Annotated in this window: 10 protein-coding genes and 1 pseudogene; 4 read left to right on the forward strand and 7 right to left on the reverse strand. The window is 36.1% G+C overall.

Translation table 11 applies throughout. The features are described from left to right. Positions 1-37: 37 nt before the first annotated feature. From B5V81_RS02820 to B5V81_RS02835, 4 genes and pseudogenes are all read right to left on the reverse strand, one after another. Positions 38-760 (reverse strand): BA14K family protein, encoded by a 723-nt coding sequence (locus B5V81_RS02820; RefSeq protein WP_212112001.1) that lies wholly within the window; start codon positions 758-760, stop codon positions 38-40. A gap of 1,619 nt (positions 761-2,379) precedes the next feature. Beyond that, the gene (gene uvrB / locus B5V81_RS02825; RefSeq protein ID WP_212112134.1) at positions 2,380-4,515 is read right to left on the reverse strand and encodes an excinuclease ABC subunit UvrB; all 2,136 of its coding nucleotides are present in this window, start codon (positions 4,513-4,515) and stop codon (positions 2,380-2,382) included. Positions 4,516-4,953: 438 nt separating this feature from the next. Further along, positions 4,954-5,082, reverse strand: a pseudogene (locus B5V81_RS09150) (Arm DNA-binding domain-containing protein); the annotation flags it as partial. A gap of 292 nt (positions 5,083-5,374) precedes the next feature. Then, complete coding sequence (locus B5V81_RS02835; RefSeq protein WP_212112002.1) at positions 5,375-5,674, reverse strand: SH3 domain-containing protein; 300 nt, start codon at positions 5,672-5,674, stop codon at positions 5,375-5,377. Between the two features lie 336 nt (positions 5,675-6,010). Here B5V81_RS02835 and greA point away from each other — a divergent pair, with 336 nt between their 5' ends. Both greA and B5V81_RS02845 read left to right on the forward strand, forming a co-directional pair. Then, positions 6,011-6,484, forward strand: a complete 474-nt coding sequence (greA, locus tag B5V81_RS02840; RefSeq protein WP_005773808.1) for a transcription elongation factor GreA — start codon at positions 6,011-6,013, stop codon at positions 6,482-6,484. Positions 6,485-6,498: 14 nt separating this feature from the next. Continuing rightward, the gene (locus B5V81_RS02845) at positions 6,499-7,557 is read left to right on the forward strand and encodes a glycosyltransferase family 4 protein (protein WP_212112003.1); all 1,059 of its coding nucleotides are present in this window, start codon (positions 6,499-6,501) and stop codon (positions 7,555-7,557) included. A gap of 1,011 nt (positions 7,558-8,568) precedes the next feature. Here the strand turns inward: B5V81_RS02845 and B5V81_RS02850 are convergent. Further along, positions 8,569-9,963 (reverse strand): TrkH family potassium uptake protein, encoded by a 1,395-nt coding sequence (locus B5V81_RS02850; protein ID WP_212112004.1) that lies wholly within the window; start codon positions 9,961-9,963, stop codon positions 8,569-8,571. Between the two features lie 312 nt (positions 9,964-10,275). Here B5V81_RS02850 and trxB point away from each other — a divergent pair, with 312 nt between their 5' ends. Both trxB and B5V81_RS02860 read left to right on the forward strand, forming a co-directional pair. After that, positions 10,276-11,238, forward strand: coding sequence for a thioredoxin-disulfide reductase (gene trxB / locus B5V81_RS02855; protein ID WP_212112005.1), 963 nt, complete (start codon positions 10,276-10,278; stop codon positions 11,236-11,238). Between the two features lie 39 nt (positions 11,239-11,277). Continuing rightward, positions 11,278-12,183 (forward strand): LysR family transcriptional regulator, encoded by a 906-nt coding sequence (locus B5V81_RS02860; RefSeq protein ID WP_039759773.1) that lies wholly within the window; start codon positions 11,278-11,280, stop codon positions 12,181-12,183. Between the two features lie 2,241 nt (positions 12,184-14,424). Here the strand turns inward: B5V81_RS02860 and B5V81_RS02865 are convergent. Beyond that, positions 14,425-15,627: a pyridoxal phosphate-dependent aminotransferase gene (locus B5V81_RS02865; protein WP_212112007.1), complete on the reverse strand. Its 1,203-nt coding sequence runs from the start codon at positions 15,625-15,627 to the stop codon at positions 14,425-14,427. A 319-nt stretch (positions 15,628-15,946) separates the two neighbouring features. Beyond that, positions 15,947-16,156: a cold-shock protein gene (locus B5V81_RS02870; RefSeq protein ID WP_212112009.1), complete on the reverse strand. Its 210-nt coding sequence runs from the start codon at positions 16,154-16,156 to the stop codon at positions 15,947-15,949. Between the last annotated feature and the right edge of the window lie 169 nt (positions 16,157-16,325).

Raw genomic sequence — 16,325 nt, forward strand, 5'->3', positions numbered from 1 at the left:
TGAGGTCACTGAAACTCTTCTCAGCAAAGTAAAAATATTAGTTCAATGGAGCATAACAAAAGTGGTCTTGTCCATCATAGCCTCGAAAAGTACCTGTTTGGGGGTTAAATGAACGGTATTTTTTCTTGCAATATTGAAGCCAGCCACGCGTCCATGGTTGCTGGAGTGGTTGGTATGTAGCTGTTGACTGAGATTCATAAATAATTTGGGTTTGAGGAACTTGTTGATACACCACTTGCGGAACCTCTTGATACACAACCTGCCTTTGGGGCATGGGTTGGTAGATAATTTGTGGCTGTTCTGGTTTTTTCAAAACATTACCAAGAACTGCTCCGGCCGCGAGACCAAGAATACCCGCTGCTAAAGCATCTCCTGAGTTATTAGGCGTTACATGATGCTGATGTATATGATGATGTGTTGTTTTTTTGCGCTCTACATAATGATATGTGTTGCGTTCAACATGATGACGATGATGTTCGCGCCTTTTATGGTCAACATGGCGGTGAGGATGAGAATGAGAGGAATGATGTCTTTCAACAGTAGAACGGTTGTTAGAACTATAAGAAGGGAAATGGGAATTCATTCCTTTCCTCATATCCTCTATTTGCTTATTCATACCGTTTCTCATATCATTTATTTGCTTCTCAATAGGATGTTCATGATTCATCCATTGGCTATTTGCAAGTGCTGTACCTATTGGCACCAAAATGGTTGCTGCTGACACCGCCGATAATACCGCTAGTTTAGTAGATTTTTTCATAGCGACACTCCTTAACTTAAATTCACATTTCTTCACATCATATACCTGATAAACTGAATATAATCTGAATGACTTTTGGCTTTATTTTGACAAAACGAATAAAGAGCTATTTGGTTGACAAAAAAATGATAAAATAAACCAAGAATAAAGATCTTTTTTCATAAAAAAAACACTCTATTTATATTAATTGATAAAAATTATATTTATAAAGTCTCATTTTCTACCAAAATAACAAAACTTCTCATTGAATAGATAATTCTTGCATCATACGATTCCATATAACTCAAAAAATAAAAATATGAACCAAAGGTATCACCAATATTATCATAGAGTTATGCTTTTATTATAAGAAAATATTTTATATTTTAAAGTGCATAGACCATTAGTCACTTTTCGATAAGGTAAATTTTTTAGAAAAGTGAGAAAAATTAGTGAAAAAAGTGTTTTGTTCGAGAGATTTGCAATTTTCTTTCTAAAAAAAACAAATAATTACCCTAAAGATTTTTACAATAAGGTTTCCGTATTTATTTGACCATGATATTGTTTATATGTTTTCTAGAATTTTATGTTATTTTTCATTAACAGAGAGTTTGTAGAAAAAAAGTGTTGGGTAGAGAAAATTCAAGAGTTTTGTTACTTATTTCAAAATGCATTAAACTAGCGTGATTTTTCTTGATCAATAAAAATCATATCATATGTAAAGCGTAAAGATAAAAAATAGCTCCCATTTTGAGTGTCTTTTTTAAATTTATCTTTACGATTTTAAAACTATTCACGTGCAATGTCTTTAAAAGAAAAGATTACGTATTGCTTTAAATTATTGCTCTATAGCTTTTTCAAAGATATATTTCTTATATACAATAAAATGCTATTATGTTTTGAATTTATGCACTTATTAAAAAGATATTTTTTGTTGTTCTCACTTTCATTTCAGCATATTGCTCGTGAGGGGAATCCAGCACCATTTCGACACTTGTAAAGTGTACAAAGGTGATGACATCATTATATTTATTGAGCTCTTCATTTCGCAGTATGCTTTGGCATTGAGATAGTTCAGAAGAGATAAGAATCTTTTTATAATGAGTTTTATTTAAGCACACGTTGCGTTTATCAGGTAAAATTTGAACGTTTTTTATTTCATCATGAACAGGTTTGAAATGAAAGAATCTCCCAGTATTTTGGGTTCTTAATGCAATATGAAAAACAATAAATTATGTTTATAAATCAATTTTTGGAGTCATAAAAAAACACTCCCTTTAATTTATTATTATTGGTTGAGAACTTAGAAGCATTTTTAGAAAAACTTATAGTTATTTCAGTATAATATGTTCACTAAGAAATTTTTTTTTGAAAAAGACTCATATTTGAAATTTTTCAAGTATTCTTTTTCCTTTATATTGAGCTTTATAACACACTTTTGTTTACTAGCTATCTAGTATGAGTTTTTGAAAATTCAAGATTTATTTGAAAGTCTTTGAGACTTTTTAGGTTATTTGTTGAGCTAAATTTTTCTTTTTTTGATTTTTTAAAATGTTAGTATTGATGGCGGCATCTTCGTGATTAAGATTTGTGTCACTTAAGAAGTAATGGGAGGATCATGGGTAGGGTATTTGCTAAGGCTATTTAAAGGGAGCATCTACGATTTCTAGTTCTATTTTCTGGAGTTGTTTTATTTCATCACGAAGTCGTGCTGCTTCTTCAAAATTAAGATCTGCTGCTGCTTTACGCATTGATTTTTCCAGAGATTGGATATGGCTTACTAAATTGTTACGATCCATATTATTTTGCGTGATAAAATTAGAAATATTTGTAAGAGTTTGATGGTTTTCATTTCCTGCATTGAGAATATCGTCGATATTTTTTTTGATACTGGTTGGTGTGATATGGTGCTCTTTATTGTAGGTTATCTGTTTTTGTCGACGTCTTTGTGTTTCTCGTAAAGCACGTTCTATAGAGCCTGTAATTGTATCGGCATAAAGAATAACCCGACCATCTACGTTGCGTGCAGCACGACCGATGGTTTGTACGAGTGAGGTTTCTGAGCGCAAAAAACCCTCTTTATCGGCATCTAGTATGGCAACAAAACCGCATTCTGGAATATCCAAACCTTCTCGAAGGAGGTTGATGCCAATGAGAACATCAAAGGTGCCAAGCCGCAGATCACGAAGAATTTCAATACGTTCTAATGTATCAATGTCGGAATGCATATAGCGTACGCGAATACCTTGTTCGTGAAGATATTCCGTTAAATCTTCGGCCATACGCTTGGTTAGGACAGTGATTAATGTGCGATAGCCTTTTTGAATTGTTGTACGAATTTCATTGACGACATCATCGACTTGGGTGCGTGCTGGACGAATTTCTGTTTCTGGATCCACAAGCCCTGTTGGACGAATGATTTGTTCAGCAAAAATGCCATGGGATTGTTCTATTTCCCAGTGTCCTGGTGTTGCGGAGACAGCAATGGTTTGTGGGCGCATAGCGTCCCATTCTTCAAAGCGCAAAGGACGGTTGTCCATACAGGAAGGGAGGCGAAAACCATATTCTGCGAGAGTGGCTTTTCTGCGAAAGTCCCCGCGATACATACCACCAATTTGGGGAATAGTGACGTGGCTTTCATCGATAAAAACAAGAGCATTGAGTGGAATATATTCGAATAAGGTTGGTGGTGGTTCACCAGGATTTCGCCCTGTTAAATAACGTGAATAATTTTCAATTCCCGGACATGAACCTGTTGTTTCTAACATTTCTAAATCAAAAATTGTACGTTGTTCTAAGCGTTGTGCTTCTAAAAGACGTCCAGCAGCATTCAATTCATCAAGACGTTGAACCAGTTCTTTTTTGATGGCTTTCATGGCTTGATTTAAGGTTGGACGCGGTATGACGTAGTGTGAATTGGCATAAATTTTAATAGATTTAAGATCCTCTGTTTTTTGTCCCGTTAGAGGATCAAATTCCGTAATTGTTTCTACTTCATCGCCAAAGAGCGAGATACGCCAAGCGCGATCTTCAAGGTGGACTGGAAAAATTTCAATTGTATCTCCTCGCACACGAAAAGAACCACGAGTAAAATTGATATCTTGTCGATAATACTGTTGAGAGACTAAATCAGCTAAGAGTTTTCGTTGATTGAGTTTATCCCCTTTTTCTATTTGAAAGGTCATGGCCGTATAGGTTTCTACGGAACCAATTCCGTAGATACAGGAGACAGATGCGACGATGATAACGTCATCACGCTCTAATACGGCGCGTGTTGCAGCATGGCGCATCCGGTCGATTTGTTCGTTAATAGAGGATTCTTTTTCAATATAAGTGTCAGAGCGTGCAACATAGGCTTCTGGTTGATAATAGTCATAATAAGAAACAAAATATTCGACAGCATTGTGAGGAAAAAAGCTTTTAAATTCCCCATAAAGCTGTGCCGCTAAAGTTTTATTAGGGGCTAAGATAAGAGCTGGACGTTGTGTTTGTTCAATGACTTTCGCCATCGTATAGGTCTTTCCTGAGCCTGTAACCCCCAAAAGTACTTGTGTGCGTTCATCTTTTTCAATTCCCTCAACCAGAGTTTTAATGGCTTGAGGCTGATCTCCTGCCGGTTTAAAGGATGTTTCGAGTTGAAACGGAATACCACCTTCAGATTTTTCAGGAGGAATAGGGCGGTGAGGTGTCCATAATGCACCATTCTTAAAAAGAGGATTACCTGAAGCAATGAGAGCAGAAAGAGCTTCTACGGTTGCAGTAACACCATTTTTCATTGTTGTATCCTTTGATAGAAAAGTGCTCGTAATTTTAAAGGGAATACAAATTTTTACAACTTCATTACGATAACAGCAAAGCGTTATTGAACAGGTTTGTTTTGGTTGACTGAAGCTTTCGTTAGGATATTGATCAAGTTTTTTATGAGATGAATTCTTCGAAATATTTCTTTGTAAAGGACATGTTTGCGGTTGTTCGGGGATTATGTATATTTTTGCCGTGATGATATTTAAAGGGGTATTATGGCTGTTATGAAGGCGTAAAGGTACAAACCAGCTTCCATCTTTACCATCATTCTTTAGTTCAGCTTTACGACTTTCAAAAGCATCTAAAGCAATGTCTTTTAAGTAATGGAGATTGCTGATTGCCTCACGCTTTTGTTTCTCACGTTCTTTAATAGGGGCACGTCCCTTACGTAAAACAGAACGCCATTGCTTTGCACATGCACGGGCTTGTTTTAAAGAAACATCTCGCAACGCTCCCAATCCCATTTCACGGTGGCGTCCGTGAAGGGTATAACGATAAATCCATTGAGCACCAGCATCTTTACGCTTATGAAGAAGCAAGCCAGCACTATCACACTATTTGCCAGCCCGTGGGTGTCGCTGCGACAGTTCTTGGCACTTGAGAGCGTTCATAAGAGGCATTTTTTATTCCTTTCTTATACAAATTTAATCCAAACGCTCATCCCGCTTGTAACGTGCAAGCGAATGGTCTTGATTGATTCAAGATAAGCAGGTTTGAAATGAGAGAATCCTACGTTATTCGAGGTTCTAATTCAATGTAAATAATGCTAAATTAGCATTATAAATCAATATCTTATATGAAGTTTATTGTGGTATATTGGGGAGCAAAAGACTATGGTTTTGGAACTAAAGACATTGTATATGTGTGATAAAGATCACTTCCATCTTTAAATGAAAGATAACGCGATGATACCCAGCCTCTTTGAGCCTTATACCGGATATGGCACCAATTGCCTTCACAATTTTTAACAAAAACCGATTCTCCAGCAGAGATTAAGCCACAAACTGCATATTGAGTACTGGGGCCTGTTCTAAAATTAAGACTTGTCGTCACAAAGGCCTCTGCTGCCTTAGATATCGTTGTGGCTAAAAAGCAAAGATCCAACATAAAAAAAATGACGAAAATTTTCATTTTTCTGCAAAGAGCTTCTTTAGAAATTATCTTTCTCTCTTCGTATCCTAATGTGATTTCTTTTACTAGACTATGATAAAATAAAAAAAATTACAATTGTTTCTTCTTCATGAGGTTTTAAGGAGGAAAGTGAAGTTTAACGTTTTTAACACCAAAATGAGATGTTTTAAGCACTATTAGTGCATGTTTTGTTCCCTTTATTTATTTTTTATATGGAAAACAGGGATACTGTACTATATAATGGAAAAGATCGTAGTTTTCGGATTCCAAAAGTAATTTTGGAAGCCGTTTTTTGTATTTTTATTAAACTTTCCGTGTAATAGAAAGGGACGGGTTATGGAAAAAGTTCCGATGACTACAGCTGGTTTTGAAAGTCTTAAAGAAGAGTTGCGTTGGCGTCAACAACAAGAACGTCCACGAATTATTGAAGCAATTTCTGAGGCGCGTGCACATGGTGATTTGTCAGAAAACGCAGAGTATCATGCTGCTAAAGAAGCACAAAGTCATAATGAGGGGCGTATAAATGAGCTTGAAGATTATATCGCGCGGGCAGAAGTTATAGATGTCTCTCGTCTTTCAGGTGACAAAATCAAATTTGGAGCGACCATTAAACTCTTAGATGAGGATACTGAAGAAAAAAAAGTATATCAGATTGTAGGGGATCAAGAAGCTGATGTAAAAATTGGTAAAATTTCTATTTCTTCACCGATTGCACGTGCACTCATTGGTAAGCAAGAGGGTGATGTGATTGAAGTGAATGCGCCTGGTGGTGCGCATAATTACGAGATCATTAAGGTTCAGTACATTTAAATATCTAAAGTGTTATGCGTGTATCTTTGGAAGAAACTGAAATTATTGCACCTCACTTTAAGAGGCGTTTATCGGGGGTGACATCTACGATTATTCAGCTTATTCCATTGATGCGCAAACAGGGGATGCGTATATCCACTCTGGGGTTTGGATTGCCAAAAAAAATGCCGGCTCTTGCATTTATAGACCTTTTCGGACTTTGGAAAAGTCCGAAAGGGAAGCTGTTTCGTATTTGGCATGCAAGGCGCAATATTGAGATGCTTTGTGGGGTCTTTTTGCGCGATATCTTAAAAATGAAGCTGAAACTTATCTTTACATCGGCTTCACAACGCCATCATAAGCCTTTTACCAAATGGTTGATTCGCCGTATGGATAGGGTTATTGCTACTAGTACACATACGGGTGCTTATCTAGAAGTGCCTCATAAAGTTATTATGCATGGGGTAGATGTAAGGCGTTTTACGCCACCACAGACTCTTAATGATTACTTTTCTTCGACAGGATTTCCAGGGAAATATGCGGTAGGATGTTTTGGACGTGTTCGCAGCTCAAAGGGAACAGATTTATTTGTTGATGCCATGATAGCATTATTGCCCCACTATCCTGAGTGGACAGCACTTATTGCTGGTCGTACGACAGAACAACATTATCATTTTGAAAAAGAATTACGCAAAAAGATTGCTAAGGCTGGTCTGAATGATCGCATTATTTTTCTTGGTGAGATTCTGGATATCCCTGTGTGGTATCGTCGCCTGTCCCTTTATGTTGCGCCTTCTCGTACAGAGGGGTTTGGTTTGACACCCTTGGAGGCAATGGCATCACAGGTTGCGGTTGTAACGAGTGATGCAGGAGCTTATAAAGAATTGGTTGTAGAAGAAACAGGAACGGTTGTAAAAGCAGGAGATGGTTTGGCTTTAACGGCAGCAATTGAGCCTTATTTTGCTGATGTGGAGAAAACATTGGTAGCCGGAAAGAAAGCTTTAACCCATGTCCGTACGCATTTTCCTTTGGAAAAAGAGGCAAGAGAGATTGAAAGTGTTTACAAAGAACTGTTTGCGGAAAAAACACTTTAATATTATATCAAAAATCTGCTTGAGGAATGATAAAAAATACTTCCCTTAAAGGTTATTTCATAATCATTAAGAGAATAGCTCAATGATATAATGTTATTTAATAAAATTGATCTTGGCTTCAGTAGAATACTATAAGAAGTTTTCAAAATTTTAGATCAAGGATTAAAAATGTATACGCTTGAGAGCGATATGTGGCTTATGATAAAAGCATACGAGGAGGAAGAAAAGCTATTTTCGTTCTCGTGATATTTTAAAATAAGAAAATAATATTGTAACTCGAGTCTAGAGATTTATGCGCTATCTTAACGGTGTTGTGTTGATATTGTTACGTTTTGTAAGACTTAAATAGATAGAAAAAATATTTCCTTATCTTAAAAAATATAGTGATGGTATTATCCATAGATGAAATAGTCGTACATATTTTTAACAAATTCATAATAAGATGGATATAAGCTCAATATATTGATTAATATATATAATTTTTCTTTTGAATTTGAGTAAGAGCTTTGAATATCGTAAGATTTTCTCAAGTCAAACCTATTAATATTAAATCAATAAGAGCCACTTTTATACATATTAGGAGGATTATCGTGAAATGGGAGTGATGAGTATTGTGAGATGTTTTTTTAAAAAATTGTGAGTTTGTAATAAATAATATTTTGTTTTTTACAAGGACATAACTTATTAGAGAAAAAACATTTTTATCAGCAAATATTCATATTTTTTTAATGAGAGCTTATTCGTAAAAAAAGGATGTTCTATGTATCCATTTTATTCTATAAAAAAGCTTAATAATGTCATGTAAAGTGTTATATATTATGGCTTTGAAAGCTGTTGACACTTGATTGTCTTTTCTGAAATATTTTTATGTCAATCATTTATACGATGATTTATTTAAAATTTTAGGAAATATTCAGTCGATTAATTGAAGAGTGAATATTATTCTGCATATTGTTAATGCCTGTTTATCTTGTCAATTTTTTACCATGATAGAATAAAATGCTCTATGCATTAGAATTGTTCACGCCAGAAAGCGGGAATAAAAAGGACGAATATTGTTATGATTTCAAGGCGTCCAGCTAACATTAGAAAACTTAAAATCCATAAAGCATTATCGTTGATTGTAGAGAAATTACCAACGGGGCCAATAATATTTCCAAAGCCTGGGCCAACATTTGAAAGTGCTGTTAAGACTCCCGTAAAAGAAGAGGTAAAATCAAGACCGGTTGTAAGCAAAAGTGCAGTGCCGATAATAAGGCAGAACATATAAAGACAAACAAAAAACAAAACGGCTTGAGCAACATCGTTTGATATATTTGAGTGATCGTAGCGCGCCTTTACAACGACATGAGGAGAAAGAAGCTTTTCTATATTTGTTTGTGTAAGACGCCAAAGAATAATGAGACGATTGATTTTCATTCCACCAGAAGTAGAGCCAGCACATCCACCTGTAAAAGAAAAAATGAAGAAAATTCCAAGCGCAAATGGTCCCCAAAGTTGATAATCTTCAGCGCTGTAACCTGTGGTGCTAATAATGGATGAAAGGTGAAAAATGACATCAAGGAAAATTAAGTGAAAAGCACGATGATCATGAAATCGTAGCCATGCTGCTAAAGCAAAGCTGAAAAGGAGAACGATATGGAGGAAAACAATCACTTGTGGGTCAAGAAATCGTTTGGAGTGTCCAGGAAGGACTAATTTAACATAAAGTACGAAAGGCAAAGCAGAAAGCAACATGAAGATTGTTGAAATAATTAAAATAGCTGGTGTATCAGCAAAATAGCCAAAAGAAGCATCATGCGTTGAAAAACCAGCCGTTGCTACTGTACTCATTGCATGATTAATGGCATCAAATAAACTCATGCCCGCAGCAAAATAAGAAAGCATACAAGCCAATGTAAGTCCAACATAAGCGATAATAATTCCATTAGCAATTTGGTTGATGCGAGGCAATATTTTTTCAGATTTATCAGATGATTCCATATGAAAAAGTCGTACGCCCCCCACACGCAGTGAAGGCAAAAGCAAGAGAGCTAAACCGATAAAACCAATGCCTCCAATCCAGCATATAATAGAACGCCATAACAAAATACTTCGCGATAAATTATCAAGACCAGAAAGAACAGTGGAACCTGTTGTTGTAATGCCAGAAACAGATTCAAAAATGGCTCCTGCTAGAGAAATAGGAAGAGGGGAAAGATAAAGAGGTAAGGCACCTACGATGCTTCCTGTAAGCCACAGACAAACAGTGAGCATAAAGCCAAGTCGTGCTGAAAAACGACAAGTAGCTCCTTTCGTTGCCAAAAGAAGCAGCGTGGCTAACATGGTGGTTATGGCACAAGAATAGAGAAAGATTATCCAATTACGGTTATTGTCGTGCAAATCCACAAAAATTGGCAAAAGCATCGCTCCTCCCATGATTAACGCAAAACGTGCACAGACATTGATAATAAAATGAAAAATGACCGTTCCCTATCTTTGTATCTCTTTTTTAATATGGTTTTGTGCTCATAAAAATCTACGTTGTTCTCGTTATAGGATAAAGATTAATTCTTAACATGAGCATGCCTTAATGAATTGGTAATCAGACCTTTTCATAAAACTTGAAAAGGGATATACATATAACATAATTGAGACTCTTTAAAAATATTTTTTTAAAAGGCTGCATTCCGTTATCATTTATAGAATAATTAAGTTGTAAAAAGTGAAGGGGATTGAATGGTACAATCGCATATTCGTTTGCTGATTATTGGCTCAGGTCCGGCTGGTTATACAGCGGCGATTTATGCGGCAAGAGCAATGCTCCAGCCGGTTTTAGTGACAGGCTTGCAGCAGGGTGGACAATTGACAATTACAACGGATGTTGAAAATTATCCAGGTTTTTCTGATCCTATTCAGGGACCATGGTTAATGGAACAAATGGCAAAACAAGCTGAAAATATGGGGACAAAAATTGTCTATGATACAATTATAAAGGCGGATTTATTGAAGTATCCTTTTGTCTTATATGGAGATTCAGGAACACAATATTCTTGTGATGCACTGATTATTGCAACAGGCGCCCAAGCGCGCTGGCTTGGTTTAGAAAGTGAGCAGACCTTTATGGGCGGTGGTGTTTCTGCTTGCGCTACATGTGATGGCTTTTTTTATCGGGACAAGGATGTTATTGTTGTAGGAGGAGGGAATACAGCCGTTGAAGAAGCCCTTTATTTATCGCATATAGCAAAAAGTGTCAGTATGGTTCATCGGCGAGAACAGTTTCGGGCAGAGAAAATTTTGCAAGATAGGTTGCTTGCGTGTAATAATGTACGTGTTCTTTGGAATCATGTGGTTGAAGAAATTATGGGGCTTCCAGCTCAGGGGGCAAGGGGCGCTGTTGTAACAGGGGCACGTTTGAAAAATGTTAAGACGGGTGACGAGATGAAAGTGGAGGCAGAGGGAATATTTATTGCCATTGGGCATGATCCTGCTGTTTCTCTATTTGAAGGACAGCTGAAACAAAAGCAAAGCGGCTATTTATGGACAGCACCGGATTCAACAGCAACAAGCATTACTGGTGTTTTTGCTGCAGGGGATGTAACCGATGAAACATTTCGCCAAGCTGTAACAGCAGCGGGAAGGGGATGTATGGCAGCATTGGAAGCAGAACGTTTTTTAGATATATCTACTAAGCGTTCATAATTCATCGAGAACATAGAGAATCTAGAGGTAGGATTAATTGTGGCGCCACCGTTGGATTGGGACAAGTTAAGAGTTTTTCACGCTGCAGCAGAAGCGGGATCTTTTACGCACGCTGCTCAAAAGCTTCATTTATCCCAATCAGCAGTTTCACGACAGGTATCGGCTTTAGAACAAGAGGTTGGAGTATCTTTATTCCAGCGTCATGCACGTGGTTTGATTCTTACAAAACAGGGAGAAACTCTTTATCGTACAGCTCATGATGTTTTGATGAAGCTTGAAAGTGTACGTTTGCAATTGAGTGAAAGCTATACAAAACCAACAGGGCATTTGCGTGTAACTTCGACCTTTGGAATGGGGGCAGGGTGGATTGCAGAGCGTATGCCAGAATTTCTTAGTCTTTATCCAGATATGCAAGTTCAGCTTTTGCTTTCCGATGAAGAACTTGATTTGACAATGTGTCATGCAGACTGTGCTGTTCGCTTACATCAACCCCAACAACCTGATCTTATACAAAGAAAATTATTTACAATTCATATGCATGTTTATGCTTCGGAGAAGTATATTGCCAATTACGGAAAACCTGAAAAATTGTCTGATCTCGATGAACATCGTATTATTTCGTTCGGTGAACCTGTTCCCCCTTATTTGTCAGGTTTAAATTGGTTGGAAAAAGCTGGTAGAAGTGATGGATCATTGCGCATTTCAGTTCTACAAATCAACAGTATTATTTCAATAAAGAATGCGCTTATGCGTGATCTTGGGATTGCTGTGCTACCTGATTATATTGTCAATAATAATGAGCACTTGGTACGTCTTTTTCCTGATATGGTCGATATCCCTTCTTTTGATACTTTTTTTTGTTATCCTTATAATTTAAAGAATTTGGCAAGGTTGAATGCTTTTCGGGATTATATTTTCTTAAAAGCGCGTCAGTGGTCTTTTTAATATTCATGCCTTAATTTATAAGAGATAATTAAGCGTTTTACACCTTAAGATTTTCATAATATTCTTTCGTTTTAAATTTTCCCATATTGAATCAATCAAAATTACTTGCTTACACGTCACAAGCGCGTGGAACATGTGGATAAAAATGTACAAGAAAGATATACCTCTTTTGAACAGCCTCAAGTGCCAAGAGCTTTTGCAATATTAAAAGACTGGAAAAGTATGTGAGTGGTGTCTGCTTTCTTCTTCACAAGTATAAATATTGAGGGGAAATGGCTTTATCATTATAACATTCACGAGGGCAGTCGTGAGATGGAGGTAGATGTCTTGAAGAGATGTTTCTTTAAAACAAGCACGTGAGTATGTATGCAACGCAATGGCGATCTATTTTACGTGAAAGTTGAAGGGTGTGTCTCCATTAAAGAACGCGACAAACAAAAGCGTGAGGCAATAAGCAATTTCTATTATTTAAAGGATATTTTTCTAGAGACTTTTAAAAGTTGAAAAGCTGAATTAAAAGGCGATGGTAAAGAGAGCAGTTTGTTTTTTCCCCTTAAAAATTCATATTTTTTCTCCAATTAGGTTGCCTTCTCTTTTCAAAAATTACACAGAACAGAAATACGTTCACTTCCATCTGGCATATAAAAGCTAATAGGACTCGTAAAGCGCTGAACTATCGTAAGGATTTTTTCAAATATGCTGCGGCTGGTTAGTTTTGGATGTTGATTGACAAGCAGTAGAATAAGGACGAACTTTCTTAAGGAAATAACGCTATAAAACTCAAAATATACCAGCAACCGATTAGAGAGATATCTCGACTTTTTACAGAATATTTTGCCGAATAACAACCATAACCACAATTGACTTTGCATTTTCTTATTCTTACAGGGAGGCATTCTTTTCCCTTATGCTATATTCATAAAAATCAGGTTGAGGATGATATGGGGATCATCATTGATTCGAGAATATGAAAGACCGACAGATACGATAACAGAGTTTCACGTACCTTTATCATGAGAGGTATTAGAAATTTTAAAACAAGCGCATCTACTGTCTCACAAAAATTTTTTCTGTTAAAAGTTGTGGTCACTTTTTTGATAGTTGTATATCAAAGGATATGAAAGAATAAACTTCAAGCTTGTTTGCATGAGTTTCACTCTAGTTGACGGTATTGGCTCGCTGAAACCATTTTAGGTTATATGGTGAAGGTATTCGTTTGGATAAATACTTTTGCAGAAAGGGATAAAATATCTTTTATAAATGTGTTGAAATGTGGAGGCTATTATAACATTGAAAATTGGACAATCATATGAAGGATGACTTCTTTCTATTTAATTAAAGAGAGAAGTCCAAGATTGAGAAAAAGTTAAAGCTATGTGTTTATTGCATAGCAGATACGCTTAAGTCTTTATTGTGATTCTGCTTATAAAATGACATAAAATACCATCTCTTGATTATGTTGCCTCCCATTGCATTTTCTTGAGTGTTCCCTTACGAAAATCTGACAGATTGATTTTATCTCTGAAGATTTTCCAGATTTGCCGGGCATTTGTCCGGCTTTTTTTTATTCCTAAAAGAATGCCTAGAGATTGCAATGCATAGGAAGATTGATAAGGAAAAGATTTCAAAAATTGCGGATATCCAAATTTTTTTTTACGTAGACTAAAGCTCACCGAGGAATTTGGGAGAGGTTTATTCTGTTGGACCATAAAAACTCTCTCTTTAAGAGTGTGCTATAAAACATGTAAAACTTTGTGCATGAAGTGTTTTTTATGAGAGTATGAGGATGGATATTGAGGGCTTGTTGATAAAACCTGTAAGTCAATTAAGGGGTTAATAGTGAAAAATTAAGGGAAATTGAACTATTTTGTATAACGGAGAGGGGGGAGACATTTTTTCATTTTCAGGCGAAAAGGATGCCAAGAAATAGAAAAGATTTAATTGTAAAGGCCATTTAATTATAAGGGCAATCGTTTTTTTTAAGTACAAGCTCTTTCTTAATGTTATAAATTGGATAGAGAAAACTAAACAGTTTTTTATCTCTCATGACAACAGACAGATTCATTTTTTTGATTGCTGGATTTTTTTTGATCTTTATCTGCAGTTTCTATTTTTTTGTTATGTTTATGCGTGAATATTTTTACTGAATCGATAGGATCTATCCTTAATATAGCTTTTGATATTTTGTAGGATAGATTGACATTCAGCAAAAAATAATCACAAGAGATGATGTTAAAAATTTTAAATTAAGCTGTTGCAAAAGTACTGGATACGTGTGCAAGCTTCTTCAAGTAGTTTTTTTGAAGTTGCATAAGAAATACGAAAAGTTGATCCAAGTCCAAAAGCAGATCCTTGGACGACAGCGACAGCTTCTGTTTCCAGAAGCGCCATAGTAAAGTCTTCATCATTCCTAATATATTGGCCGTTTGGTGTTTTTTTGCCAATAAGTCCTGCGCAAGAAGGATAAACATAAAAAGCACCTTCGGGTGTTGGACAATGAATGCCAGGTGTTTGGTTTAGCATGGAAACAACGAGATCACGGCGTGCTTGAAAAATACTTTTATTTTTAGCGATAAAGTCTTGAGGCCCATTGAGTGCTTCAACCGCAGCCCATTGTGAAATAATACTCGTGCCAGATGTTTGCTGACCTTGAATGGTATCCATAGCTTTAATGAGTTCTTGTGGACCACCTGCATAACCGATTCTCCAGCCCGTCATCGCATAGGCTTTAGAAACACCATTCATTGTGAGTGTACGCTCATAAAGCGCAGGTTCTACTTGAGCGGGAGTCACAAAGGTAAAATCTTCATACGTGAGATGTTCATATATATCATCGGAAAGGATATAGATATGAGGATATTTTACTAAAACATCCGTGAGCTTTTTCAATTCATTATATGTATAAGCGGCACCTGATGGATTTGAAGGAGAGTTAAAGATGAACCATTTTGTTTTGGGTGTAATGGCAGCTTCTAGCTCTTGTGGTTGGAGTTTATAAGAAAACTCGGCTTTTGTTTCTAAAAAGACAGGCGTACCATCATTAAGTGCGACCATTTCTGGATAACTTACCCAATAAGGGGTTGGAATAATGACTTCATCCCCTTTATTCAATGTTGCCATCAAAGCATTAAAGAGAATTTGCTTTCCTCCGGTACCAACAATAATTTGTTCAGGTTGATAAAGAAGGTTATTTTCTCTTTTAAACTTTGCAGAAATTGCTTGGCGCAATTCTGCAATTCCAGATATAGGAGGGTATTTTGTTTCTCCCCTTCGAATGGCTTCAATGGCGGCATTTTTGATATTATCTGGGGTATCAAAGTCTGGTTCTCCAGCACTTAAAGCAATAACATCGTGCCCTAATGTTTTTAAGTGACGGGCTCTTTGGGAAGCAGCAATTGTTGCAGAAGGTTTGATATGAGACAGCTTGTCGGCAATAAAAGCCATAATTTAAAATCCTTATATTATATCAACAAATGGTTATTGCTTTAAAGATATTCTATAAGAGATTATATTGTATGCAATAAAAAACTTCTAAAATACTTTGACATACGTTTTTTTCGTATTGTTTTTTGAGAATTTTAACGAGAAATTCTTTTCTTAAGGATTATAAAAGTTTTAGAAGAAGGATAGGAATATTTTGATATATTGTGCAAAATAGATTAAGCAGTATTTTTTTCTCGAGGTCAATTTTACTTTATATAAAGTAAAAAATCTTCGTCGTTATAGACGAAGATTCTCAAATAAAATATTGCAGAATTTAACTTTAGAGCGCTGCAAGATTGCCCGCGGCAAATTTTCCTGAACGACGATCTTGAAGAACATCATAAGAAATTTTTTGCCCTTCATTAAGATGACTGAGACCAGAACGCTCAACGGCGGAAATGTGTACAAATACATCTGCACTGCCATCACTAGGCTGAATGAATCCAAAACCTTTTGTTGTATTAAACCACTTAACTGTTCCTGTAGACATAGGAAACTCCTTAGATATATAATTATATTGTGCACTGAAGCGATAATTCTTCAATACGATTTTAGATCGAAATTAGGTGGGAGAAGTTTCGTAAAAAGTGCAGAAAGCACAGGAAAGAAAGTCACGTAACCGAAAATTCGATAAAACTCATATAGGAGCCTTTAGAATA

It is taken from the genome of Bartonella queenslandensis (assembly GCF_018155095.1).
In the GTDB taxonomy this organism is placed as follows: Bacteria; Pseudomonadota; Alphaproteobacteria; order Rhizobiales; family Rhizobiaceae; genus Bartonella; species Bartonella queenslandensis_B.

Bases quoted from the DNA above. Each gene is read 5' to 3' on its own strand.
- B5V81_RS02820 (WP_212112001.1), bottom strand. From the start codon at position 760: ATGAAAAAATCTACTAAACTAGCGGTATTATCGGCGGTGTCAGCAGCA.
- uvrB (WP_212112134.1), bottom strand. From the start codon at position 4,515: ATGAAAAATGGTGTTACTGCAACCGTAGAAGCTCTTTCTGCTCTCATT.
- B5V81_RS02835 (WP_212112002.1), bottom strand. From the start codon at position 5,674: ATGAAAATTTTCGTCATTTTTTTTATGTTGGATCTTTGCTTTTTAGCC.
- greA (WP_005773808.1), top strand. From the start codon at position 6,011: ATGGAAAAAGTTCCGATGACTACAGCTGGTTTTGAAAGTCTTAAAGAA.
- B5V81_RS02845 (WP_212112003.1), top strand. From the start codon at position 6,499: ATGCGTGTATCTTTGGAAGAAACTGAAATTATTGCACCTCACTTTAAG.
- B5V81_RS02850 (WP_212112004.1), bottom strand. From the start codon at position 9,963: ATGCTTTTGCCAATTTTTGTGGATTTGCACGACAATAACCGTAATTGG.
- trxB (WP_212112005.1), top strand. From the start codon at position 10,276: ATGGTACAATCGCATATTCGTTTGCTGATTATTGGCTCAGGTCCGGCT.
- B5V81_RS02865 (WP_212112007.1), bottom strand. From the start codon at position 15,627: ATGGCTTTTATTGCCGACAAGCTGTCTCATATCAAACCTTCTGCAACA.
- B5V81_RS02870 (WP_212112009.1), bottom strand. From the start codon at position 16,156: ATGTCTACAGGAACAGTTAAGTGGTTTAATACAACAAAAGGTTTTGGA.